The sequence below is a fragment of the Paenibacillus tepidiphilus genome, assembly GCF_008635795.1.
Lineage (GTDB): Bacteria > Bacillota > Bacilli > Paenibacillales > Paenibacillaceae > Paenibacillus_AQ > Paenibacillus_AQ tepidiphilus.
This window is the reverse complement of the sequence record NZ_VWRQ01000001.1, coordinates 104,562-125,593: the sequence shown is the minus strand read 5'-3', so window position 1 is coordinate 125,593 and position 21,032 is coordinate 104,562. Positions and strand designations below refer to the sequence as shown.

The 21,032-nt window shown below is 53.4% G+C and carries 23 protein-coding genes; 10 read left to right on the top strand and 13 right to left on the bottom strand.

Annotated features, from left to right (window positions below):
* Window positions 1–16 precede the first annotated feature (16 nt).
* From F1379_RS00590 to F1379_RS00555, 8 genes are all read right to left on the bottom strand, one after another.
* Window positions 17–1,567, bottom strand: coding sequence for a B12-binding domain-containing radical SAM protein (locus F1379_RS00590; protein WP_150265220.1), 1,551 nt, complete (start codon window positions 1,565–1,567; stop codon window positions 17–19).
* A gap of 332 nt (window positions 1,568–1,899) precedes the next feature.
* Window positions 1,900–3,219, bottom strand: a complete 1,320-nt coding sequence (locus F1379_RS00585) for an MFS transporter (protein WP_239004513.1) — start codon at window positions 3,217–3,219, stop codon at window positions 1,900–1,902.
* A gap of 110 nt (window positions 3,220–3,329) precedes the next feature.
* Window positions 3,330–3,968 (bottom strand): cysteine hydrolase family protein, encoded by a 639-nt coding sequence (locus F1379_RS00580; protein WP_150265216.1) that lies wholly within the window; start codon window positions 3,966–3,968, stop codon window positions 3,330–3,332.
* 211 nt (window positions 3,969–4,179) lie between these two features.
* Window positions 4,180–5,223, bottom strand: coding sequence for an ABC transporter substrate-binding protein (locus F1379_RS00575; protein WP_150265214.1), 1,044 nt, complete (start codon window positions 5,221–5,223; stop codon window positions 4,180–4,182).
* Between the two features lie 39 nt (window positions 5,224–5,262).
* On the bottom strand, window positions 5,263–6,153 hold the full coding sequence (locus F1379_RS00570) for an ABC transporter permease (protein WP_150265212.1): 891 nt from the start codon (window positions 6,151–6,153) through the stop codon (window positions 5,263–5,265).
* 53 nt (window positions 6,154–6,206) lie between these two features.
* A complete protein-coding gene (locus F1379_RS00565) occupies window positions 6,207–6,992 on the bottom strand; it encodes an ABC transporter ATP-binding protein (RefSeq protein ID WP_150265210.1) in 786 nt (261 codons plus the stop codon).
* Between the two features lie 136 nt (window positions 6,993–7,128).
* Window positions 7,129–7,503, bottom strand: a complete 375-nt coding sequence (locus F1379_RS00560) for a Na-translocating system protein MpsC family protein (RefSeq protein ID WP_203457002.1) — start codon at window positions 7,501–7,503, stop codon at window positions 7,129–7,131.
* Window positions 7,504–7,685: 182 nt separating this feature from the next.
* The gene (locus tag F1379_RS00555) at window positions 7,686–8,468 is read right to left on the bottom strand and encodes a uracil-DNA glycosylase family protein (RefSeq protein WP_239004499.1); all 783 of its coding nucleotides are present in this window, start codon (window positions 8,466–8,468) and stop codon (window positions 7,686–7,688) included.
* Between the two features lie 675 nt (window positions 8,469–9,143).
* Here F1379_RS00555 and F1379_RS00550 point away from each other — a divergent pair.
* The 7 genes from F1379_RS00550 to F1379_RS00520 all read left to right on the top strand — a co-directional run bounded on the left by F1379_RS00550 (window position 9,144) and on the right by F1379_RS00520 (window position 14,197).
* Window positions 9,144–10,241: an ATP-binding protein gene (locus F1379_RS00550; RefSeq protein ID WP_150265208.1), complete on the top strand. Its 1,098-nt coding sequence runs from the start codon at window positions 9,144–9,146 to the stop codon at window positions 10,239–10,241.
* A 76-nt stretch (window positions 10,242–10,317) separates the two neighbouring features.
* Window positions 10,318–11,040, top strand: coding sequence for a class I SAM-dependent methyltransferase (locus F1379_RS00545; protein ID WP_150265846.1), 723 nt, complete (start codon window positions 10,318–10,320; stop codon window positions 11,038–11,040).
* A gap of 155 nt (window positions 11,041–11,195) precedes the next feature.
* The gene (locus F1379_RS00540) at window positions 11,196–11,429 is read left to right on the top strand and encodes a response regulator (RefSeq protein ID WP_203457001.1); all 234 of its coding nucleotides are present in this window, start codon (window positions 11,196–11,198) and stop codon (window positions 11,427–11,429) included.
* Between the two features lie 29 nt (window positions 11,430–11,458).
* Window positions 11,459–12,199 carry a glycosyltransferase family 2 protein gene (locus F1379_RS00535; protein WP_150265206.1) on the top strand — a complete coding sequence of 247 codons (741 nt, stop codon included), beginning with the start codon at window positions 11,459–11,461 and terminating at the stop codon, window positions 12,197–12,199.
* Window positions 12,196–12,912: a glycosyltransferase family 2 protein gene (locus tag F1379_RS00530; protein ID WP_150265204.1), complete on the top strand. Its 717-nt coding sequence runs from the start codon at window positions 12,196–12,198 to the stop codon at window positions 12,910–12,912. Before F1379_RS00535 ends, F1379_RS00530 begins: the two co-directional genes overlap by 4 nt.
* Window positions 12,913–12,992: 80 nt before the next feature.
* Window positions 12,993–13,487 (top strand): translation initiation factor IF-3, encoded by a 495-nt coding sequence (gene infC / locus F1379_RS00525; protein WP_150265202.1) that lies wholly within the window; start codon window positions 12,993–12,995, stop codon window positions 13,485–13,487.
* 134 nt (window positions 13,488–13,621) lie between these two features.
* A complete protein-coding gene (locus F1379_RS00520; protein ID WP_150265200.1) occupies window positions 13,622–14,197 on the top strand; it encodes a hypothetical protein in 576 nt (191 codons plus the stop codon).
* Between the two features lie 82 nt (window positions 14,198–14,279).
* On the opposite strand, the gene F1379_RS00515 is transcribed toward F1379_RS00520, so the two are convergent.
* The 3 genes from F1379_RS00515 to F1379_RS00505 all read right to left on the bottom strand — a co-directional run bounded on the left by F1379_RS00515 (window position 14,280) and on the right by F1379_RS00505 (window position 15,780).
* A complete protein-coding gene (locus F1379_RS00515) occupies window positions 14,280–14,612 on the bottom strand; it encodes a hypothetical protein (RefSeq protein ID WP_150265198.1) in 333 nt (110 codons plus the stop codon).
* Window positions 14,613–14,915 carry a type II toxin-antitoxin system Phd/YefM family antitoxin gene (locus F1379_RS00510; protein ID WP_162551038.1) on the bottom strand — a complete coding sequence of 101 codons (303 nt, stop codon included), beginning with the start codon at window positions 14,913–14,915 and terminating at the stop codon, window positions 14,613–14,615.
* A gap of 226 nt (window positions 14,916–15,141) precedes the next feature.
* On the bottom strand, window positions 15,142–15,780 hold the full coding sequence (locus F1379_RS00505; RefSeq protein WP_150265194.1) for a hypothetical protein: 639 nt from the start codon (window positions 15,778–15,780) through the stop codon (window positions 15,142–15,144).
* 242 nt (window positions 15,781–16,022) lie between these two features.
* On the opposite strand from F1379_RS00505, the gene F1379_RS00500 reads away from it, so the two are divergent.
* The 3 genes from F1379_RS00500 to F1379_RS29645 all read left to right on the top strand — a co-directional run bounded on the left by F1379_RS00500 (window position 16,023) and on the right by F1379_RS29645 (window position 18,006).
* A complete protein-coding gene (locus tag F1379_RS00500; protein WP_150265191.1) occupies window positions 16,023–16,610 on the top strand; it encodes an RNA polymerase sigma factor in 588 nt (195 codons plus the stop codon).
* Window positions 16,571–17,611 carry a DUF4367 domain-containing protein gene (locus F1379_RS00495; protein ID WP_150265189.1) on the top strand — a complete coding sequence of 347 codons (1,041 nt, stop codon included), beginning with the start codon at window positions 16,571–16,573 and terminating at the stop codon, window positions 17,609–17,611. The genes F1379_RS00500 and F1379_RS00495 overlap by 40 nt, the downstream gene beginning before the upstream one ends.
* Before the next feature lie 245 nt (window positions 17,612–17,856).
* A complete protein-coding gene (locus F1379_RS29645) occupies window positions 17,857–18,006 on the top strand; it encodes a hypothetical protein (RefSeq protein ID WP_162551037.1) in 150 nt (49 codons plus the stop codon).
* Window positions 18,007–18,467: 461 nt separating this feature from the next.
* Here the strand turns inward: F1379_RS29645 and F1379_RS00490 are convergent, their stop codons facing one another.
* Window positions 18,468–20,063 (bottom strand): ABC transporter substrate-binding protein, encoded by a 1,596-nt coding sequence (locus F1379_RS00490; RefSeq protein ID WP_150265187.1) that lies wholly within the window; start codon window positions 20,061–20,063, stop codon window positions 18,468–18,470.
* 78 nt (window positions 20,064–20,141) lie between these two features.
* A complete protein-coding gene (locus tag F1379_RS00485) occupies window positions 20,142–21,023 on the bottom strand; it encodes a carbohydrate ABC transporter permease (RefSeq protein ID WP_150265185.1) in 882 nt (293 codons plus the stop codon).
* Between the last annotated feature and the right edge of the window lie 9 nt (window positions 21,024–21,032).

Here is a 21,032-nt window from a genome sequence, read left to right as displayed (position 1 = left end):
AAAAGAATAATGCCGCTCAATTGGCATACTGCCAGACCGAATTGGGAAACGGCGTTTGCCAGTTGTAGGTGTGCTGGATGCTGTTCAGCTCCTTGGTTCTCAGCACGAATAGCTCTTCGATGATGCGAGGGTCAGGCAGGTTCTCGGTTCTGTGATGTGTCGTAAACAGCGAATAGCCGGCTACATCATTCTTGTTCACTATCGTATCGCCGAAATTGTCGTACCACTGGGTTCCCGGCAGCAGTGTGGCCGATAATGTCAACGCTGTGTCAAGGTACCCTTCGCCAATCATTTGCTTATGGCTTTCGATATCCTCAACAATTGTTTCCCGTGTCTGATGCGGAGCCCCGACGATTTCGCTGGTGAATACATAGATTCCGCCTTCATCCCGCAATCTGTGAAGGTTATCGAAATGCCGGTCATAGCGGTTCACCATAGATTGGGTAGCGCTGGTCCCCTTATTCCAAAACCGGGGATTAAAAGGAACATACATGCCTGTAAGCTTCCCGCCGGACGTCTTGTTATTATTGATAAATAAATCTACAATATCATCCGTTAGCATCTCAAAGTCGATGCCGCCGCTATTTTGCCAGTAGAAATCGTACTTCTTCATCAAATTCAGCTTACGTGCCAGATTGGCTGTTCCGCCAAAAATAAAGGCATCGTCCTGAACGATCAACTCTTGAATACCTGCCGCCTTGAACTGACGGAATTGTTCATCAATCAGATCCCAGTCCAGATTGCTGACCTTATTGTCCGGCTGGCCCCCGGCAAAGCAGAACTCGCACTTGCGAAAGCAGCCCTTAGAGAACATAAAATCGGTTGATTTTCTCCCGTATGAAGGATAGGAATACTGCTGGTCTTGGGGGTAGCCGGTCGCCGCAATGACCTCCATATCCAGCAGCGGGAAATTGCACATCGGCTTAAAGCCTTGATAGACGATCTTATCCTCCACTCTGCCTTCGACAATATCCTGGAATATATCGATGCCGTCGCCCACAATAACATGATCTACCCACGGATTGTCCTTAAGGAACTGCTGGGGATTTGCTGACACATGGTGGCCGCCGTAGATAATTTTGATATGGGGAAACCTCTTATGGATTGCATATCCGGTGTTAACTGAAGCCCGCAAATTCGCCGATGCGATTAATGAGATTCCCACGTAATCCGGGGAAATCTTCGCAACCTCCTCAAGCGTTTCCTCGATTTCATTTCCCGTTTTCGCTATAACCCGTTTGATGATTCCATTCTGAAAAGCGCTGTATTTATTAATAAATTCCTTCGGGCTATGGTGTTCGAAATAGCTGTTCTTTTCTTTCCGGTATTCATTGATGGATTGCTCCAGTGGAACTTCGGTGTAGGCATCGTTTATCAGTTCGGTTTGAAACAGGCGGGAGCGTTGGATTCCATTATTCCGGATTACCTCATCCATATACCAGACCTCATGCCCGACTTCCTTCAGTTTCGAGGCAATATACCATAACCCCAGATAGCTGCTGGTTCTGATCATTTCCCAGGTGGCATCCGTCTCCAGGTATGGTTTCATTAGTATCACTCTTGACATTCCCGAGTCCTCCCATAAACTTTAGTACTATAAATGAATAAAGTAAAAAGATGAAAAGATTGTTCGAATTTTCACAACTATTAACGACAACCTATCCGTTTGCCTTTTTTTATAATAATTTCCTTGTATTTTTTTGTCAATGATAACCATTGAGTGGTCCTTATTTATTTTCCATAGGATCTATTAATTTATCATGTAATCATCTGCAGCAGGCCAAAACGCCGGGCAGCATTCTCCCTATTAATGGAAATATGCTGCCCGGCTTTGATTTTATGCTATGCAGATTTCTGCTGCAATCCCCTATCGCTGCACCGCAGGCTGTTCATCCGCAGTCAGCGTGCCGATTCGCGCAGCCGCTTCCTGCCGCTGCCGCGGAAGGTCTGCAGCAGCCAGAGGCAGGCCAGGCCGACACAGGCGGCGCAGACCAGGAACACGGCCGCATAGCTGCCGCCCCGGCCCGCCGATTCGCCGCCGATGACCAGGCCACCGGCCGCCGTGCCGAACATCATGCCGATGTTGCGGAACAGGGCCAGCACGCTGCTGACCATGCCGAGCTGCTCCTTCGGCGCCATGCCCATAACGATGCTCGTATTGGGCGAGGTAATCATGCCCATAGCGCAGCCGAGCAGCACCACCGGCAGGGCAATTCCTGCCGCGCCGAGCGCCGGGGCGGCGAGGCCCAGCGCCAGCAGCGTGACGCTCATCAGCGTCAGGCCGGCGGCGAGAATGCCGAGCGGCCCCTTACGGTCGGCGAGGCTCCCGCCCAGCGGGGCCGTCACGACCAGCGCCAGCGGGTAGCCGATCATGATGAGGCCGACCCAGGCCGGCTCCGCGCCGGCCATTCGCAGCACCGCCGGCAGCGCCAGCTGTGCGGCGAACGCGGCCATATAAGTGACCACGGTGATGACAATGCCGATGGCCACATAACGGCCTGCGAACAGCAGGCCGCCGGCCGCAGCAGAAGCGGCCGCCCCCCCGCCGCGCCGGGCATGCCGCTGCTTTGCGGCATAGGCTGCAGCTGTAGCTGCGGATGCAGCGAACAGCAGCAGCACCGGCAGCGAGGCAAAGGATGTCCGGCCGCCGAGATCAACGGCGACCATCAGTGTGGACAGGCATACCGCGAACCAGAGCGCGGCGCCGAGATCGAGCCGGCCGCCGGAGACCTCCGTGTCGCGGGGAATCCAGCGCTGGGCGAGCACCGCCACCACGGCGGCGATGGCGGCCAGCAGCCAGAAATTGCTCTCCCAGGCGAACCACTGGATCAGAAAGCCGCCGAGACCGGGTCCCGCCATAGAGCCGGCGGCAACAAAGGTACTCATCAGGCCCAGCGCCCGGCCCCGCTGCTCCTGCGGGAATACCGAGACGATCAGCGCCATATTGGTCGCCTGGTACATCGAGGCGCCGATGCCCTGGATGACGCGGAAGAACAGCAGCATGGCGGCGTTGCCCGCCAGCGCGCAGCCCAGCGCGCCGAGGGCGAAGGTGAACAGTCCGGCGTTATGCACACGCCGCCGGCTGCGGATATCGCCGAGCCGGCCCATGACCGGCAGCAGCACGGAAATGACCAGCAGATAGATGCTGACCACCCACTGCGCAGAGGACACCGGGATGCCGAGGTCCGCCGAAATATCCACCAGCGCGATGTTGAACATCCCGGCGGACAGATTGGACAGGAAGGCACCCAGGCAGATGACGGCTTTGACGGCCCCGCCATTCACTGCCCGGCTATTTGCACGCCGTCCCGAATCCGCTGCCCGGCCGTTCATAACGCTGTCTTCAGCGCGGCTTCACTCCAGAGCCTCCAGTTGTTCTCCACAGCGGCGGCGGAAGACACCGCCCCGAAATAGCCCTCCATGTTCTCAATGGTCATATCATGCGCCGCCTGCGAATAGGAGGCACAGGCATCCTCGGCCAGTACAATATGATAGTCCAGCATGAAGCCGTCCCGCGCCGTCGATTCCACGCACACATTAGTGCTGACTCCTGTCATCACCAGTGTCTCAATGCGCAGCGTCCGCAGCACCGAATCGAGCCGGGTGTTAACAAAAGCGCTGTAGCGATGCTTGTTAACCACCGTCTCTTCGGGCCGGGGCGCAACCTCGTAAAACTCCGCGCCCCAGCTTCCCTTACGGCAAACGCCCAGCGAGCCGCGGCCAGACCGCGTAACCCACGCCGCCGAGTCCGTCGCCTGCTCATGGAAGGTCTGAATAAAGATGACCGGCACTCCATTCGCCCGTGCAGCGGATATTAGCCCATGCAGGCGCGGCATCATCTCCTGCACGGCGGTCACATCATTTCCGCGTACAGCAAGTGCCCCTTCCGGGTGGCAGTAGTCATTTTGCACATCAACGACAATCAGTGCGGTCCGTTCCGGCATAATCAAATCAGCAGTAAGTTCCATATCGTCACCTCATCGTTTTTTGAAAGAACCCAGTGGTATGATCGCTCTGCGGTCTTACTTTCAATGCTGCTCAACAGCCTTGCTTTCTAGTATTACTCTACATTCTCGCTCCCTAGTGTTGCTTTACATTGTCGCTTCCCTGGCGCTGCACCTTAGTCAACCTTCACAGGTTCCCTCGGCATTCTTCCTCCTGTGACCTTCCACTAAAGTTCTACTCTGCTGTCTTGTTCACAAACTGCATATCGACCAGACTGTCATAGGTGTATTCGCCCTTGTAGATGCCTGTCTTGATCATCACATTCATATCCTTGTCGAGCGCTTCCTCGGAAATGATGCCGTCCGGGCTCCACAGCTGATCCTCAAACGCCCGGTCAAGCGCCGCCTGTGCCGCCGTATCCGACAAGGTCGGAAATTCGGCCTTCAGCACTTCCATCGCCATTTCTTGATCCTCCTGAATAGCCTTGAGCGCTTTGACTACGGCATTGACCGCCTTCTGAACCGTTTCCGGGTCCTTCTCAATCGTCGACTGCTTCACACTGAGCACCGAGTAGGCATAATCGCCCATATCGTGGAACTTATAGAACGGCTCGTCCCATACGCCCTTCTCCATCCCGTCGCTGATCTGCGGCTCGGCACCGTTGGCGATATCCGCCGCGCCCTGCTGCACCATCGCCACCACGGTTGAGCCATCCGCTGGCTCCAGCAGCTGCACATCCTTCTGCGGGTCAAGGCCCAGCTTCAGCAGCAGATATTGAGTCAGCAGGTTGGGCGTACCGCCGTGGCGGCCGGCATTCACTTTTTTTCCCTCTAAGAAAGCCTTCAGCTCCTCATTCGAGCTGCCGCCCGGAGCCGTCCCCTTCTTGGCCATCAGATACACATTGGCGCGGTTGACCACGTTGCTGACCGAAATGATCGGGTCGGAATTGCCGATGTTCGCCAGCGCATTGGATTCCGGACCGCCGATGACGCCCCAGGCGTCGCCGCTGACCACCGAAGTGACATGTGCGCCGCCCGCCGCCTGCAGCATCTCCACCTCAAGCCCCTCTTCGGCAAAATACCCCTCCCGCTGGGCCACATAAAGCGGCAGGTAACCGGTGTAGTGAAGCGGCTCCGCAATGACCAGCTTCTTCAGACTTTCACCTTCGGCGGCGGCCGTGTCCGGTTCGGCAGCCTCATTGCCGCCGCAGCCGGCGAGCAGAATGGCAGAGGACAGCAGCAGTACCGCAGACAGCTTGACTTTGTTCTTTTTCTTCATCAGTTTCTCCCCTTTTGTTGGATTTACAACCGCACTGCGCTAAGCCTTCTTCATTCCGTAGCCCTTCGAGAGCCATTTCTCCAGCAGCACTACGCCCATGTACATGACCATCGAAAGTACGGAGAGGACAACAACGCCGACCCATACCAGATTAATGTCGAGAATGGTTCCGGCATAAATGACCATACGGCCGATGCCGTGGCTCGAAGCGATGAATTCGCCGACGATGGCGCCGGCCAGCGACAGGGCAATGTTGATCCGCAGGCTGCTGATCATCCAGGGCATCGCCCAGGGAATCACCACCTTGGTAAAGACCTGATGCCGCTTGGCGCCGAGAGAGTACATCAGCTTCTCCATATCCTTATCCACGCTCTGCACGCCGCTGTGCGCAGACAAGGCCGCGACCACGACCGTCATGGCAAAAGCCAGCGCCACCTTGGAGAAAAAGCCGATCCCGAGCAGAATCACCAGCACCGGGGCCAGGGCCAGCTTCGGCATCGCATTCAGCAGAATCAGAAACGGCTCGCTGATCCCGGCGAATTTGCGCGACCACCAGAAGGAGAGTCCCAGAAGAGAGCCGATCAAGGTACCACCGACAAAACCGAGAATTGTCGAACTCGATGTATAGGCGATATCCTCAAGCAGCGTGCCTGCCGTGATCTGCGTCCAGGTCGTGCTGAGAATCCGGCTCGGACTGCTCCAATAATAGGCATCCATCCAGCCGATGCGTGTCAGCACTTCCCAGAGGGCCACAATCAGCACGGCTACCGCCAGTCTGCCTATAGTGACAATCCGCCGGCTGCGCCGCTCCTGCGCTTCCTCGTCAAGAATGACCGGTCTTTCCTGCCTGGCCTCCTGCTTCAGGGGCGGGGCACTTTCCGCCGCCTCGAACCTGTGGATTACATATCCCTTCTTCTGCACATTCTCCATGCTGCTTCCCCCTTTAGTAGTATGGGTGTTGCGTCCTGCGGCTGGTCAGCCGCCTACGATATATGCACCTTAGTCCCAGTGCCGCCGTCCGACAGCAGATCCAGCAGATGGGCTTTCAGCTCCATGAACGAAGCGGACACGGTATCCTCCATATGCCGCGGGCGCGGCATGTCTACGGAGATCTTCGATATAATGCGGCCGGGACGGCCGGAGAACACATAAATGTCGTCGGAGAGATAAATCGCTTCATCAATATCATGGGTCACAAACAGTACCGTCTTGCGGAAGTCCTCCCAAATCTCCAGCAACCAATTCTGCATTGTCAGCCGGGTCTGTGCATCCAGCGCACCGAACGGCTCGTCCAGCAGGATGATATCCCTGTCATATAGCAGCGTCCTCAGGAGCGCCGCACGCTGCCGCATCCCTCCGGACAGCTCGGCCGGATAATGTCCGCCGAAGCCCTTCAGCCCGTAGCGGTCCATGAGCGGCTGGGCCCGGGCCACCGCCTCCTTGCGCGGCACCCCGCGGATTTCCATTCCGAGAATGATGTTATCGAGAATGGTCCGCCACGGGAGCAGCATATCTTTTTGCAGCATATAGCCTACATGCCCCGTCTTGCCGATAATGTCCTCGCCATCCGCTAACACCCGTCCCGTCGAGGGCGGAATTAGCCCGGCGATAATATTGAACAGCGTCGATTTGCCGCAGCCGCTCGGACCGATAATACTCACAAACCGGCCTTCTTCAATGCTCAGATTCGTCTCCTGCATCGCTGCAATTTCCTGCCCGTCGCGGCGGAACCATTTGCTCACTCCGGCAATTTCAATCTTCGTCTTCATCTGCCCAGCCTCCCGTTTCAAGTGATATGACAAACTGAATAACCTCCGGATAATAAAAATGCCGCCAGTTCAAGACACAGCCCAAACAGGCTAATGTCTAAAACTGACGGCAGGCCGGCTCTCCGCTTGCTTTCCGCTAGAGTTCCAACGTAACGTTCAGATAATGCTCCAGGTCCTTCTCCAAAATTATGATCGTACCGGAATACTCGGTCTCCACATCATAATCTTTCAGAACGGCCTTGATATTCACTTGAAATTCATCCAGAAATGCCTGCTTAATCTCGCGCTTGAACACTTCATGCAGAACGAGATTAATCTCCCGGCTGGCCGCAGCGTCGTGGGTATCCAGCACCTTGAGCACCGGCACCCGGCTGTTGATCGACAAGATAATAATCTTGTTGCCGGCAAAATCAACCTTCTGCTGCCGGACACCGGCATTGAACAGCTTCTTGTTGATCTCATTGTAGATCCGTAAAATATCCTGTTTCCATTGCCCGGCGGAAGCGATCATCAGCGAACACCTCTGCAGATCATATTATGTCATCTTATATAACAACACTATTCGATAAACAACATTTTCGCCCGCCGTTATCCTCATTATAAAGAGTTTAAGAGAGTTGTCAACAATAAATGTGTTAGTTTTCGTAACATTTTGTCTAAATATATAGTTATGTGTAATAAAAAGTAACATTATTATTGGTCGGCAATTCGCCTTCTTCGTTGATCACTTTGCAGTTTTATTCGTAAAAAACGCTCCAGCCTCTGCTTCATCTGCTCTTTGCGGTCCTGAAACTGCTTGTGCCGGTGCCCGTTAGCCCCTGAAGGATGGGGAAAGCCCCACAGACAGCGGGCTTCATCCAGAATGCCATCGCGCACCAGCCGGCCGAACACTTCTTCCACGGCGGCACCCAGCGGGATGATAAGCGCGTTGCCGACCGCAGTCAGTTCGGAAGCAACAGATGCCAGTGCCGTCTCTCTCAGAAAATCGCTTGCCAGCAAGCGCGGATGCGATCCGCTGTAGTTTCGGCCTGCCGCAAATACCGGAAACCGCAGCAGCGAGGTCGTGTGCAGCAGGCTCCGCTCCCGGAACAGCCCGCTTGCGGAGCCGATTCCCAGAAGCTCCGGCAGCCCCAGTCCGTCCAGCATCTGCGTCAGGTTCGTCCGCATCGTTCCGGCGAAGCTGGCCGCCGCTTTGGCCCGGAGACAAACCTCTGTCTCCGGGAGATTCTCCCGGAGCGCCTGCACGGCCGCTTCATAGGCAGCCCGCATCTGCGTCCAGCCCGGTGTCAGGCCGACGATCATCACCCTGGCGGCGGGATTCACCGCTTCGTTATGCGGAGCGTAATACATCTTCAGGTCTCCGCTGGACGCAAGCAGGAAATCGCTGACCAGCAGGTCTTCCTTAAGCAAGGGCCGATCCTGCGGCAGCGCCAGCATGGCTTCTTTATACTGGCTGAGATAACTGGAAATAAGCACGACGTCCGCTCCCCCTCTTCCTATTGGTCTATATAAATTGGGTTGTAATTGATTGTGGAATTTCACAGTCGCCGGGTGCTGCTTGATCCACTTGAAGAACAGCTCTATCTACCAGCGCCAGCATTAGATCTTACCACAGTCTGCAGCAGAGTCATTTCTCATTGTGTACGAAAAACCGACCACATTGGGCTGCTGCATGGATAAAAGGACCGATTGTGTACGATATTTCGACCATAATCGGCTACCCCGATGATTAATGGGTGCATTGTGTACGAAAAATCGACCACAATTGGCTGCCTCGAAGCTAAACAGCCCATATGTGTACGATAATTCGACCACACTCCACAAATCATGCACGCTTAACTTGTCCAGTATACATCCTGAGTTACTTCCCGACGCGAAGTTACTTCTGGAGCGAGTTACATCTGGACACATACAAGTTACTTACGTACACGAAACGCACACACAAGTTACTCAGTACACGCAAGTTACATCAGTACACACAAATTACATCCACACTAGTTACATCCACACACAAGTTACATCCACACACAAATTACATACACACTAGTTACTTCCGTACATGAACAGGATGTAAATTTATGTATTCACATTCCATTTATTACGTATTATAATAATTACGTAATCACATAATACAAATTGGACGGTGATCTCATGACCCGCGATTTCGGCCGTGAAATGGATGAGCTCCATTCCCAGATGGCTATTCTTCAGCAGCTGGTCCAGCAGCTGCTGGCAGCGCGAACTGCCGGGGATTATCCCTCTGCGGTTCAAGCCCCCCTGCACGAAACTGCTGAGACGCCCAAAGAAGCAGGCGCCGTATTCTACTCCGGGCATATGGAATGGAGCGGCGAAGGCTTCCGCTGGGAGCCTCAGGAGCGCCGGCTGGAGCAGCTGCTTGGCGTAAGCAGCGATAGACTGGTCAAGGTCTTGGCCGCTTTGGGACACAAGCAGCGCCTGGATATTCTGTGCGCGGTCCTCATTGAGCCGCTGACCGGCGCCGAGCTGGTTGAGCAGCTTCGGATGGGGACTACAGGACAGCTATACCATCATCTGAAAGCCTTAACGGCAGCGAATCTGCTGGTCCAGGAGCAGAGCGGACGCTATACCGTTCCGAAGCACGGCCGTCTGCCCTTTCTCCTGCTCTTGGCTGCCGCCGGGGATCTGCTGGATACCGGCGGTTATCCGGACATGGCCGAGACCCGCAGCAATCCCGGCAGGTATTTCGGCCATGCCGCGGATTATGATGTCCATCATCTCCTCCGGGCCGTGATCGGCAACTCGGTTCAGGAGCATGAGGCGGGCTACTGCAGCAAGGTCGGCGTATTCCTGCACGACGACGGCAGTGTAACCGTGTCCGACAACGGCCGGGGCATTCCGGTATCGGCGCTTCCGGACAGCTCTACGCCGAAGGTACAGGCCATTCTGACGGAAATCCCCCGGCTGGACGGCAGCGCGCCCTATCATATCCCCGGAGCCGGCCAGGGAATCAGCATCGCCGTCGTCAACGCCTTGAGCGAGCGGCTGGAGGTGGAAATCCGCCGTGAAGGCAGGGTGTACCGCCAATCCTACAGACACGGCGTGCCTGTTACCGGCCTGCTGACGGCCGGACTTTCCGCAGAATCGGGCACCGGGATCACGTTGAAGCCGGACCCGGAGTTTTTCCGCACAGGCTTCCAGCGGCACCGGCTGCAGGAATACAGGGAAGAGCTGGCGTCCGCCTATCCCGGGCTGACGGTCATTATCGACTGATGAAGGAGGAATAGGCATGACAAAGGAAGGCATACGGACGGATAACTTTCAGACGGATAACATGCAGAAAGATAGCATGCAGCTGGAGCACATTCATAGCATGGACGATGTGCTGCATATGCTGGACTCCCTCTTCCGCGACGAGGGCGATTGGTGGGACAGGTTCTACGCTGACCGCAGCAGGAACATCCCCTTTTTCCTCAACGCCCCGGATGAGAACCTGGTGGAGTATTTCGAGCAGGCCATCGTCCAGCCGGGCCATGTGCTTGAGCTGGGCTGCGGGGCCGGCCGGAATGCCCTTTACATGGCCGGGCGCGGCTGCCGGGTCGATGCCATAGACATCTCGCAAGAGGCGGTCGCCTGGGGAATCGAACGCACCAGGGAGAGCCGTGCGGCGGTGAACTTTCACTGCACCAGCCTCTTCGATTATCCGGCGGAAGCGGAGAGCTATGACTTCATTTATGATTCAGGCTGCTTTCACCACCTGTATCCCCACCGCAGAATCAGCTATCTGGAGTTCGTGAAGCATGCGCTGAAGCCGGGCGGAGTCTTCGGCCTGGTCTGCTTCTCCCTGGGAGACATGGGCGCTGAGCTGAGCGACTGGGAGGTGTACCGGCAGCGCAATATGAGAGGCGGGCTGGGATATACCGAGGAAAAGCTGAAAGCCATTTTCCACAGCTTCGAGGTGCTGGATTTCCGGAGAATGCGCCAAATGACACAGCCCGGACCGCTCTTCGGCGAAGCTTTTCTGTGGACCGCGCTGTTCCGGAAAGAAGCCAGTCCCTCTCCCGTGATATAATCGCTGGTATAGATCACCCTATGCTGCAGGTGGAGGAATCGCTGTGTACAAAATTACTAAATCATGGTCATTGAAGACGACCCGGAGATCCGCACGATTGTGGCGGACACGCTGCGCAAATGGCAATAGAAGTTGTGGAATCCCTACGCTAAGACGTGGTATTGGATAAATTCACTGCCGCCCAGCCACATCTGGTGCTGCTCGACGTTAATCTGCCGCTGTACGACGGCTTCTATTGGTGCCAGCAGATCCAGGCCGTCTCGAAGGTCCCTATAGTCTTTCTGTCGTCGCGCACACAAAACATGGATATCATTATGTCCATCAACATGGGCGCCCGGCAAAATGTGCCCCATCCGCCGTTACTCCCGTTGCCCCCGCACATATCGTAAAGAAAGATGACCATAAGGGGAGCGATGAAATGGGAGCCGGTGCCGTAGAGGCTTCATCCAAGCAGGGCGTTACCATCATCACCTGCACGAACCGCCGGGGATATCTGCGCAATCTGTTCCACAATTTCACCAGACAGCGGTATAAAACTAAGGAATTGATCGTCGTCGTGAACAATGACCGCATTCCGCTGGCGCCTTATCTGGAACAGGCGAAGCGGCTTCGCCATGTTCACATTTACCGCATGCCGGGCTCCGCCACGTTGGGCGCTTGCCTTAATTTTGCCGTGGGGAAGGCCAAATACAGCTATGTCGCCAAATTTGACGACGACGATTATTACGCCCCCCATTATCTGGCGGATAGCTTGCAAGCGCTGCGCACAGCCAAGGCGGATGTCATAGGCAAACGTGCACATTACATGTACCTGCAGGGCTCCGGCAAGCTGATTTTGCGTTTCGCCCAGGATGAGCACCGGCAGGTGAGCAAGCTTCCGGGCGCCACCCTATTCTTCAGGCGCAGCGTGCTGCACAAGGTGCCGTTCCCGGACCGCAATGTCGGCGAGGACGATCTGTTCTGCATCCGCAGCCGCAAGCTGGGCTACAAGGTATACTCCGCCGGACGGTTCAACTTTGTAGCGATCCGCCGCAGAAACTCCGCAGGCCACACCTGGATCATCAGCGACAAGGAGCTGCTGGCCCATCATAAGACCATTCCGGCGGTGAAGGATTACCGGAAGTTTGTCCAGCGGAAACCTAAGGGGCGCCGACCATGACGGAACCCCTGCTCAATTACAGCCACGACGGAATTTCGGTCATTACGTGTACCAAGCGTCCCGGACAAATGGACGCCCTGCTCCGCAACTACGGAAGACAGAATTACCGGAACAAAGAGCTGATCATCATTCTGAATCACCCGAGCCTCCGGCTACATGACTACATGCGGGCGGCACAGGCTTATCCCCATGTACGGGTCTACTGCCTCCCCGCGCATGTTCCGCTCGGCGCCTGCCTGAATGCGGGCGTGGGCTACGCCCGCTATGGGCTGATCGCCAAGTTCGACGATGACGATTATTACGCCCCCGGCTACCTGACCGACAGCCGCCGCCTTATGCTGGAGAGCCGGGCGGCCATCGTCGGCAAACGCGCCCACTTTATGGTTCTGGCCGGCCGCAAGCAGCTGCTGCTCCGTTATCCGAAGCGGGCCGGGCGATATGTGGACCAGGTGCAGGGAGCCACCTTGCTGGTGAAACGTGAGGTTCTGGAGCAAGTGAAGTTTCCGGAGCTGAACCGGGGGGAATGCGTGAAGTTCTGCTCCCGGGCGCAGGCCAAGGGCTATCGGATTTACGCCGGCAGTCCCTGGAACTTCTTGGCCATTCGCAGCGGCAAGGCCGGAGACCATACGTGGAAGATCAGCGACAAGGCACTAATGGCACGAAATGCGAAGGTACTGAAGGTGCGGGATGTGTTGAAGTATATTCAGGGGTAAGCCGCGGACAAACCATTTGATGCCCGGCCCACTTCCGTATATGATAACTTTATCCATGTATACAGGAGGCTTTCATTCCAATGCCAGTTATGATTAACGAGAATATAAAATCACCCGAAGTCGTACTCACCGGCCTGAACGGCGAAGAGTATGGCGTTGTCGACAGAGATAAAGCGCTGAAGATGGCCCGCAAAGCCGGAGCCGATCTCGTCTGCACCTCGCTGATGAGCAGCCCGCCGCCATGCTCACTGGTTCCGAAGGGCCAGGGCAAATCTACGTTGCAGAAGGCATCCGCCGCCCGCAAGGACAAGAATGGCAAAGAAAAGGTCAAGGAGCTGCGCTTCACTGCCCATATCGAGGCGCATGACTATGAGACGAAGCTCCGTCAGGCGGACAAGCATCTGCGCTCCGGCAGTCCGGTGCAGCTGGTCGTGAAGGCCACGGGCGCCAAGGAAGGCGCCGCCGCCAAAGCGGTGCTGGAGCGGCTGCTTGCCGATCTCAAGGAAGCCGGCGTGAAGGAGACCGGTATCCAGTCCAGTGGCAAGGGCTCGCAGGTGAAGGTGAATCCGCGCTGAACCATTAGTGAAACGGCTAAAATCATCAGTTTGCCGTCATAATATGCTCGGCCCATGATTATGGATCAGTAAATATCCGGCCCCATAACTGCCTTGAAGATCAAGGCAGTTATTCGTCCCTCCAAGGAGGATATATGCTACAACATAGGTGGTTCAGGCTCATACTCGGCTTATTTGTATTAATGATTGCAGCCGCTGTATATCTTCGTTACTTCTATGACTTTCCGGAGAGAATCGACGTAAAGACGTCTGCCGTGATTTTGAATGACACAGGAGAACTGATCGAACCGGGCACAACCCTCAGAATTAACGGCACCTTGAAATCACCTCTGGCCAAAAACAAGTATTTCGAAGGTGTGGTTGAAGTCGCGGGTATAACGTACACCGTAGGCAATAGTATAAAAACCATTCCCCAGCAAGAGCAGGACAGCTATTATTTGTCTTTCATAACGTACAATGTTATGGACCGAACAGAAATGCAGCCCCGGTTGGGTGTAATGTTCCACGATAGCGAATACTCAGAAATTGTTCTCCACCTGTACGATGTGCCTTTTCAGGACACCGTCTATAAGACGATCCAAGTCGTTGCACCTTCCACAGATTTAAAATCTGCCGATACGATAAAACAGCATTTTTGGGGGGGATTTTTCCTGCCGTCATTACAACAAAACAGGGAGCTCCACTGTAGCGTATGCTCCCTGCCTCGTTAAACTATAATTTCCCGTCAGGCTTTTTTTTGATGGGCCACTTTTTTTGCTTTTCATGAAGAAGCCGCACTTGATCCTTTGTTAGTTATCGATAAACCTTTAATCTCCCGTGTGCGGTTTTAAAAGCCATATCACGTGTACGTCGCTCAATCGTCAGAACATAAACAATTTGCAGTATATCGACTATCTCATTGGTGACCCTAAAAACAATACGTATTCCAGCATCGCGAAGCTTTATTTCCTTACACCCAGCCAACTTAGTTTCTGAATAATTACTAAGGGTTTTTCCTACTTCATCCGCTCGAAAAATAAGTTCATCTATTGCAGTGTTGACCATTCCTAGAACAGAACCGTCCAGCCGGTTATACTCCTTTTCAGCATCAACATCGAGACGAACATCAAATCGTTCTTCGGGCATTTAGGCCTCTTGGTTACGGCGTACGCTTTTCCAAGATCTTGCGGATTCTGGATTCCGTTCAATTCGCTCAATCCGTTGCATAAGGATACGCTGTTCATTCTCTTCCTCGAGTTGTGTCAACCGATCATAGATCTGCTCAAATAAATCGTATCCAATCAGAACTGTATCAACAGTACCATTATCCGTAATATACAGTGGAAGATTTTTGGCTTTTTTACGTAACTCTCCAAACTTTTTCGATGCATCGGAAGAGGTCACTAATTGGTCAACATCAAATGTTGGTTTTGACATCGCTACTACCATCCCCATTCCCTCATTGATAATGTTATATTATTCCTGTTGGTGACAAAATTATACCATACATTCACCCTATGTGTTACAGCAAATAATACGTATTAAATTACGTACTATTTCAGGTATAAACTATTATCCTCCTTGCGAAAACACCGTCTCTACCGGCTTAATCGCCAGCATTATAAGTACGTGTTACACCCCTCCATATTTGCAGAATCCGCTGAAAAATAGCCTATCAGGCTTTGTTGTTGCTTGCTTTATCCATATAATTTTTAATCGATTGGTAAATATCCAATTTCCATACTTGATCTTCTTTTTGTAATCCTAAAGCCAAGGAATGTGTCATTGTTTCAATACTAACCGTAATCAGTACAGTTATCTTATTCTCCTCGGCCGTACTCTCATCCACTTTTATAGAATCATAATATCGGTAATGTATTGCTGTTTCAGAATCATATTTCAATGCATATTCGAAATAATCGTTTCGGAATTTATCCCGGTCCGGCAGCTGCCCGCCATTAAAAGTAATCTCATATATCAACTCCGGGTCGCCTACGGATATACAGTACAGATAGATCAGTACCATGTCTTCAGGCGTGAAATCATAAAGCTCCTGCAAGTTCCTCTCGGATTTAAATCGGTTAAAAGCCTCCTGCTTCTCTAAAGACAACTGTTTTATGTAAGAGAACTTTTCAATATATCCCTCACTAGAATACGAGTGTACATCATTGTTGAGAGATTCTTTCACTTGATCTTTGTCGGGGGCCTCCACAGGAGTTTCGGGTCTCATGCTCTTATCTGTACCGCTACTGCTGCATGCTGACACTAAGCACGTTATTGCCAGCACGAATAACATTAATTTGGGTTGCCTCAATTTATCACTCCTCAATATAACGGATTCATCTCACCCTCAAATCCCCCTACTTAAAATACATATACTGGGGCTAATCTTGTATTAGACTTACAGTTCATACTCCACTACACTTGATATTTATCTGTTTCCTCTTACACCCTCCTCTACTTTGCAAAAAAAAACGGCCGAAGCTGTCCCTTTTCCATCCGCCGGATTGTTATATAGACGTAAATCGATACTGAGCAAAGGAGGAACCTGCAACCTTGAGTGAAGACACAGAATACTGGATCCGCCGCGTTCAGGCCGGAGAAGTCCAGGACTACACCCATATCGTTCAGCAATACCAGCATCAGATTCTGGTGTACTGTTGGCGGATGCTGGGGAACGAACAGGAAGCGGAGGATGCCGTACAGGACATTCTGGTGAAGGCTTTTGAGAAAATCCAGCTGTATAAGCCCACCGTAAGCTTCTCCTCATGGCTGTACAAGATGGCATATCACCACTGCATCAATGCCATCCGCCGGAACAAACTGCAGCGCTCGCTGCACCGCAAGCTGTCCGGGCAGTCCCTCAGTGCCGACAGCGCCGCACAGGTGGCGGAACGCAGCCTGTTCAGCGAACCGCTGAGCCAGGCGCTGCTCGGACTGTCGGCGGAAGAGCGGAATCTGCTTGTGCTGCGCACCTTTGAAGAGAAGCCGTTCGGCGAGATTGCCGAGATTACAGGCAAGAGCCCCGAGGCCGTGAAGAAGAAATACAGCCGTACTTTAAGCAAGCTTAAGCACACTATGCAATCCCCCAAGGAGGAAGAATCATGCGTAACGTACAACGGATGGATCAAGAGCAAGGCCTGAGAGCGATGGACCTGCTGCCGGAAGAAGCGGCCAAGCTGCAGTCCTTTGATATTACCGGCAAGGTGATGGAGCAAGTTAACCGTAAGAGCGGGCGTGCCGGAAACAGAAGAACGGCAACCACGGGCAAGGGTACGCGCATGCGGATGCGCAAAGGCTTTGCTGTTCCCGCCATGGCCCTGGCCTGTGTCCTGGGCCTCTCCGTAACGGGCTATGCCGCTTCGCAGTATTTGGAGTTCCGGGACAGCAAGGGTGCGGTCGTAATGAACACGGCACAGGCTCCCGTAGCCTCGGAATCCTTCCAGACTTACACGCAATTGTGGAATCAATACAATCAGGAAGTGAAAGCTTCGCTGCAGCCGGGCGAATATGCCGCCTATTATGTCAAGGATGACATCATTAATCAGTATGACCAGGAGAACCCGGTCAAGTTCGCCTATCATGAAGCCAAATTCCGCGACCTTAGCAGCCTGCAGGCGGAAATCCGGCGCACCGACGCTCCGGCATTGACGGTACCTTCGATTCTGCCGGACGGGTACCAGTTTGATTACGGATATGTGTACCCTGACAAGTCCTACCCGGACTATCTTAAGAATGCAGAGTACAGCGCTTTGGCAGATGAGCTTATTCAGCAAGCCGAGGCGGCTCCAAGCGGCCAGCTGCTGTTCACTAAGAAGGTGGACTGGAGTCATTCCGATTTCACCTTGGCGCAATATGCGAACGGGGACGACAGCTTTACCATTACTGTGCGTGAATACAGCCCGGATACCACACTGACCAGCATTATGCAGAATGAGCAGGATACAGCGGAGAAGCTGAATCTTAGCAGCACCGAAGCCTACTATATCAAATCCGGTGAAACCAGTCCTTCCGGCAAAAGCAACCAGGTCGGCTGGATGGATGACAGCACCCATCTGTTCTACCAGATTTACGACAATCCAGGCAGCCCGCTGACCCGCGAAGACTTGACCAGCATTGCTGCAGAAATTATTTCCGCACAATAATGTTTACAGCTCCGCATTAGCGGAGCTTTTTTATTTACAAATAAAAGAAAATGATAGTAAAATATTGGAACCTGTTTCTCTTTCACTCTTAATGGGCTAAGCGGCATAGACAATACTCATTGGCTGCATTCAAAGAGGTGTGAAGGATGAATAAAAATAAGACCAGTGTAGTCTTTTATATCATAGGCTTTGTTATGTTGCTGTCCTTGGATTTGTGGAAAAGAATCCCCCTCGGGAGGCCCTGAATGTCAAAAAAATTAAAGAAGTTAAATTCAAATTCTATAATGCGTATAGCGCAACAGTTGGGTAAAGCGGGAATCCAAATTGCTCCCAAAAAAAAGGGATTCTCCAAGATTGGCAACAGCAAAAAGGGAAAGCTTGAAATAAAAGAGTAGTCACTTCATCAGCTAATCCCCGGGCAGCACATGCAGCAACTCACCGTTACACTCAGCGAAGTCACCTTCTAATCCCTCCAGCCTACATTCAAATGCAAAACCCAGCTTCTTGAGTAAACGCAAGAAAGCGGTATTCCGCCGGTCGGTCAACTATCACGTTGCTCTATTTCCAGCCTAGGGCAGCCGTGCAGCAGGAAGCAAGGTAATTCTTTATTTATACGATATTTTATAGGGTGCGAACCTATTGTAGGCGAAAAACCGACCACATTCCGCTGCCGCGAAGCCAAACAGGTGCATTGTAGGCGAAAAACCGACCACATTCCGCTGCCATGAAGCCAAACAGGCGCATTGTAGGCGAAAAACCGACCACATTCCGCTGCCGCGAAGCCAAACAGACGCATTGTAGGCGAAAAACCGACCACAGCAAAGCCCCGGTCCGCCATCGGACCGGGGCTGTACTGTTACTGGTTCGCCAGGAACGCGTCGATCTGCGACTGGAGCTCGGCCTGGATCTTATCCAAGCCGGCAGCGCCCAACTGCTTGTTCAGGTCGGCGAGGCCTTTGTCGATGTCGTCGATGACGCCGTACTCCAGCGGAATCGCATAGCGGAGCATCACGTTGCCGACATTGGCAATCTCGGTCTTCACCTTGCTGTTGTCGAAGACAAAGGTCTCCAGCTTGTAGTGGTACACATTCGCTTCCCAGCCCTTCGCCAGATCGGAGGCTTCCTGCGGGAAGGCTTCGTTGTCGCGATTGAGCGGCGAGTTGAAGTTCCAGTTCGAGAAGCCAGTATAGTTCGGGTTCTTGTCGAGCGCCTTGTATTTGTCGTCGCCGACCGGCTCATAGTGTACGCCGCTCACGCCGTACATCATGAGGTCATGCAGCTCCTTGTCGTTCTGCATCAGGTCGATCAGCATCAGGGAGCGTTCGATATTCTTGGAGGTAGCATGAATGGATGTGCCGTTCTGGGTGGAGATGGCTACCGATTTCTTTTTGCCCTGATTAATATCGGCCAGTGCGACCTCATAAGGAGAGTTCTCCTGGCGCATCAGCGCCATCAGTGCACCGAGCGTGCCGTTGTTGTGCGTAATGGATGCCGTCTTGCCTGCCTTGAAGTCCGCCTGATGGTCATTCTTGCTGTTCAGCACGTTCTTCGACCAGGCATTGTTGTCGGCCAGATCCTTATAGTACACTAACAGATCCTTGAATTCCTGCGTTTCATAGACATTGAATACCTGACCCTTCTCGTCGGTCAATTTAAAAGCGAACGGCAGGTCCAGATCGAACATGTTCCATTCGTTCTGCTGCTTCAGCAGGACACGGTCCAGGTTGTGATATTTCCAGTCGCCTGTCTCCGGTGTGAACGGGGCAATGCCCTTCTCATTCTCGGCAATGGTCTTCAGGTAGTTGGCATATGCTTCCGGACTGTTGATTTCCGGCAGATTGTACTTCTTGCGCAGGTCCTCGCGGTACAGGATCAGCTTCTCGACGGATTCGCCGCGGTTCTGCGGTACCATGTACAGCTTGCCGTTCACCTTCGCCTGATCCCAGCTCACATCGGACATCGCCTTCATGGTCTCCGGCGCATAGGCGGACAGCAGCTCGTCGGTCAGCTCCAGGAATCCGCCCTTGAGCGCCTGATCGTTGTAACCGGCCCAGTTAGCCGAGTAGATCAGGTCAAAATCTTCGTCCGCCGCCAGCTTCAGCGGATATTTCTGCGCCCAGTCCGACCAGTCCAGGAACTCGCCTTCCAGGGTCGCGTTGATCTTCTCCTTCAGCTTCTTGTTGATTTCGGCGAACACCAGGTCATAGTCAACCGGCTTAGGCCCGACAAAAATCATTTTCAGCTTCACTTCTTTCGATGTATCGACTCCGCCGGGAGCAGCCGTAGCATCGCCGGTATCCGCATTGCCGCTTCCCGCATCCCCGGCCGGATCTGTAGCTTGTGCAGGTGCATTGGCGCTTGTATTGCCTGTATTGTTGCTGCCGCAGGCGCCCAAAATCATTGCTAAGGTCAGAATAAGCGCCAGCATCATCCATCGGTTATTTTTCCGCATATCATGCCTTCCCCCTTATTTGTAATTCATATATTGATAAACCGGGTAACCCCGGGTTCATCCATTACCGCACCCTATTCATCCCTTCACGGCACCAATCGTCAAGCCTTGGACAAAATACCGCTGCACGAACGGATAAGCCAGCAGAATCGGGCCGGTAGCGACTACTGTCATCGCCATCTTGAGGCTCTCGGTCGGGATGGACGTCGTAACAACCGCGCCCGCGCCCATCATCGCCTTGCGCATGCCGTCCATGTTGCCGAGCATTTTGTAGAGATAGTACTGCAGCGGCATCAGATCTTCATTAGAGATGAACAAGAGGGCATTGTACCAGTCATTCCAGTAGGCCAGGGCCAGGAACAGGCCGATAGTGGCCAGCGCGGGCTTGGACAGCGGCAGAACCAGCCGGGCATAAATACGGAAGTCTCCTGCCCCGTCGATCTTCGCCGATTCTACAATCGCCTCCGGGATACCGCTCATAAACGACTTCATCACGATGATGTAGAACACATTCAGCACCAGTGGGATAATCAGCGCCAGCACGGTATCCTTCATGTGCAGGTAGTTGACCATCAGCAGGTACCACGGCACCAGGCCGCCGCTAAACAGGGTGGTGAAGAAGAAGAAGAACGAGAACTGGTTGCGCCACTTGAAATCCTTGCGGGAAAGCGCATAGGCGGTCATTGAGGTCAGGAACAGCCCGAGGGCGGTGCCTGCAGTTGTCACACCTATCGTTACGATATAGGCCTGAATCATCTGCTGCGGATACTTGAACAGAATGCTGTAAGCCTCTGCCGAGAAGACCGTAGGGATAAACTGGTAGCCGTCTGTGATGATTTTGTTCTCATCAGTGAGCGATGACGAGACGACCAGGATAAACGGCAGCAGGCACAGGATGGCAAGCACGATCAGGCATACATAGCCGATGATATTAAATATTTTCCGGTCCAGATGCTTCATTCACATTAC

Excerpts from the sequence above, each read along its gene's own strand:
- F1379_RS00590 (WP_150265220.1), bottom strand. The coding sequence starts at position 1,567 with ATGTCAAGAGTGATACTAATGAAACCATACCTGGAGACGGATGCCACC.
- F1379_RS00585 (WP_239004513.1), bottom strand. The coding sequence starts at position 3,219 with ATGTTCAACATCGCGCTGGTGGATATTTCGGCGGACCTCGGCATCCCG.
- F1379_RS00580 (WP_150265216.1), bottom strand. The coding sequence starts at position 3,968 with ATGGAACTTACTGCTGATTTGATTATGCCGGAACGGACCGCACTGATT.
- F1379_RS00575 (WP_150265214.1), bottom strand. The coding sequence starts at position 5,223 with ATGAAGAAAAAGAACAAAGTCAAGCTGTCTGCGGTACTGCTGCTGTCC.
- F1379_RS00570 (WP_150265212.1), bottom strand. The coding sequence starts at position 6,153 with ATGGAGAATGTGCAGAAGAAGGGATATGTAATCCACAGGTTCGAGGCG.
- F1379_RS00565 (WP_150265210.1), bottom strand. The coding sequence starts at position 6,992 with ATGAAGACGAAGATTGAAATTGCCGGAGTGAGCAAATGGTTCCGCCGC.
- F1379_RS00560 (WP_203457002.1), bottom strand. The coding sequence starts at position 7,503 with ATGATCGCTTCCGCCGGGCAATGGAAACAGGATATTTTACGGATCTAC.
- F1379_RS00550 (WP_150265208.1), top strand. The coding sequence starts at position 9,144 with ATGACCCGCGATTTCGGCCGTGAAATGGATGAGCTCCATTCCCAGATG.
- F1379_RS00545 (WP_150265846.1), top strand. The coding sequence starts at position 10,318 with ATGCAGCTGGAGCACATTCATAGCATGGACGATGTGCTGCATATGCTG.
- F1379_RS00535 (WP_150265206.1), top strand. The coding sequence starts at position 11,459 with ATGGGAGCCGGTGCCGTAGAGGCTTCATCCAAGCAGGGCGTTACCATC.
- F1379_RS00530 (WP_150265204.1), top strand. The coding sequence starts at position 12,196 with ATGACGGAACCCCTGCTCAATTACAGCCACGACGGAATTTCGGTCATT.
- infC (WP_150265202.1), top strand. The coding sequence starts at position 12,993 with ATGCCAGTTATGATTAACGAGAATATAAAATCACCCGAAGTCGTACTC.
- F1379_RS00520 (WP_150265200.1), top strand. The coding sequence starts at position 13,622 with ATGCTACAACATAGGTGGTTCAGGCTCATACTCGGCTTATTTGTATTA.
- F1379_RS00515 (WP_150265198.1), bottom strand. The coding sequence starts at position 14,612 with ATGCCCGAAGAACGATTTGATGTTCGTCTCGATGTTGATGCTGAAAAG.
- F1379_RS00510 (WP_162551038.1), bottom strand. The coding sequence starts at position 14,915 with ATGGTAGTAGCGATGTCAAAACCAACATTTGATGTTGACCAATTAGTG.
- F1379_RS00495 (WP_150265189.1), top strand. The coding sequence starts at position 16,571 with ATGCGTAACGTACAACGGATGGATCAAGAGCAAGGCCTGAGAGCGATG.
- F1379_RS29645 (WP_162551037.1), top strand. The coding sequence starts at position 17,857 with ATGTCAAAAAAATTAAAGAAGTTAAATTCAAATTCTATAATGCGTATA.
- F1379_RS00490 (WP_150265187.1), bottom strand. The coding sequence starts at position 20,063 with ATGCGGAAAAATAACCGATGGATGATGCTGGCGCTTATTCTGACCTTA.
- F1379_RS00485 (WP_150265185.1), bottom strand. The coding sequence starts at position 21,023 with ATGAAGCATCTGGACCGGAAAATATTTAATATCATCGGCTATGTATGC.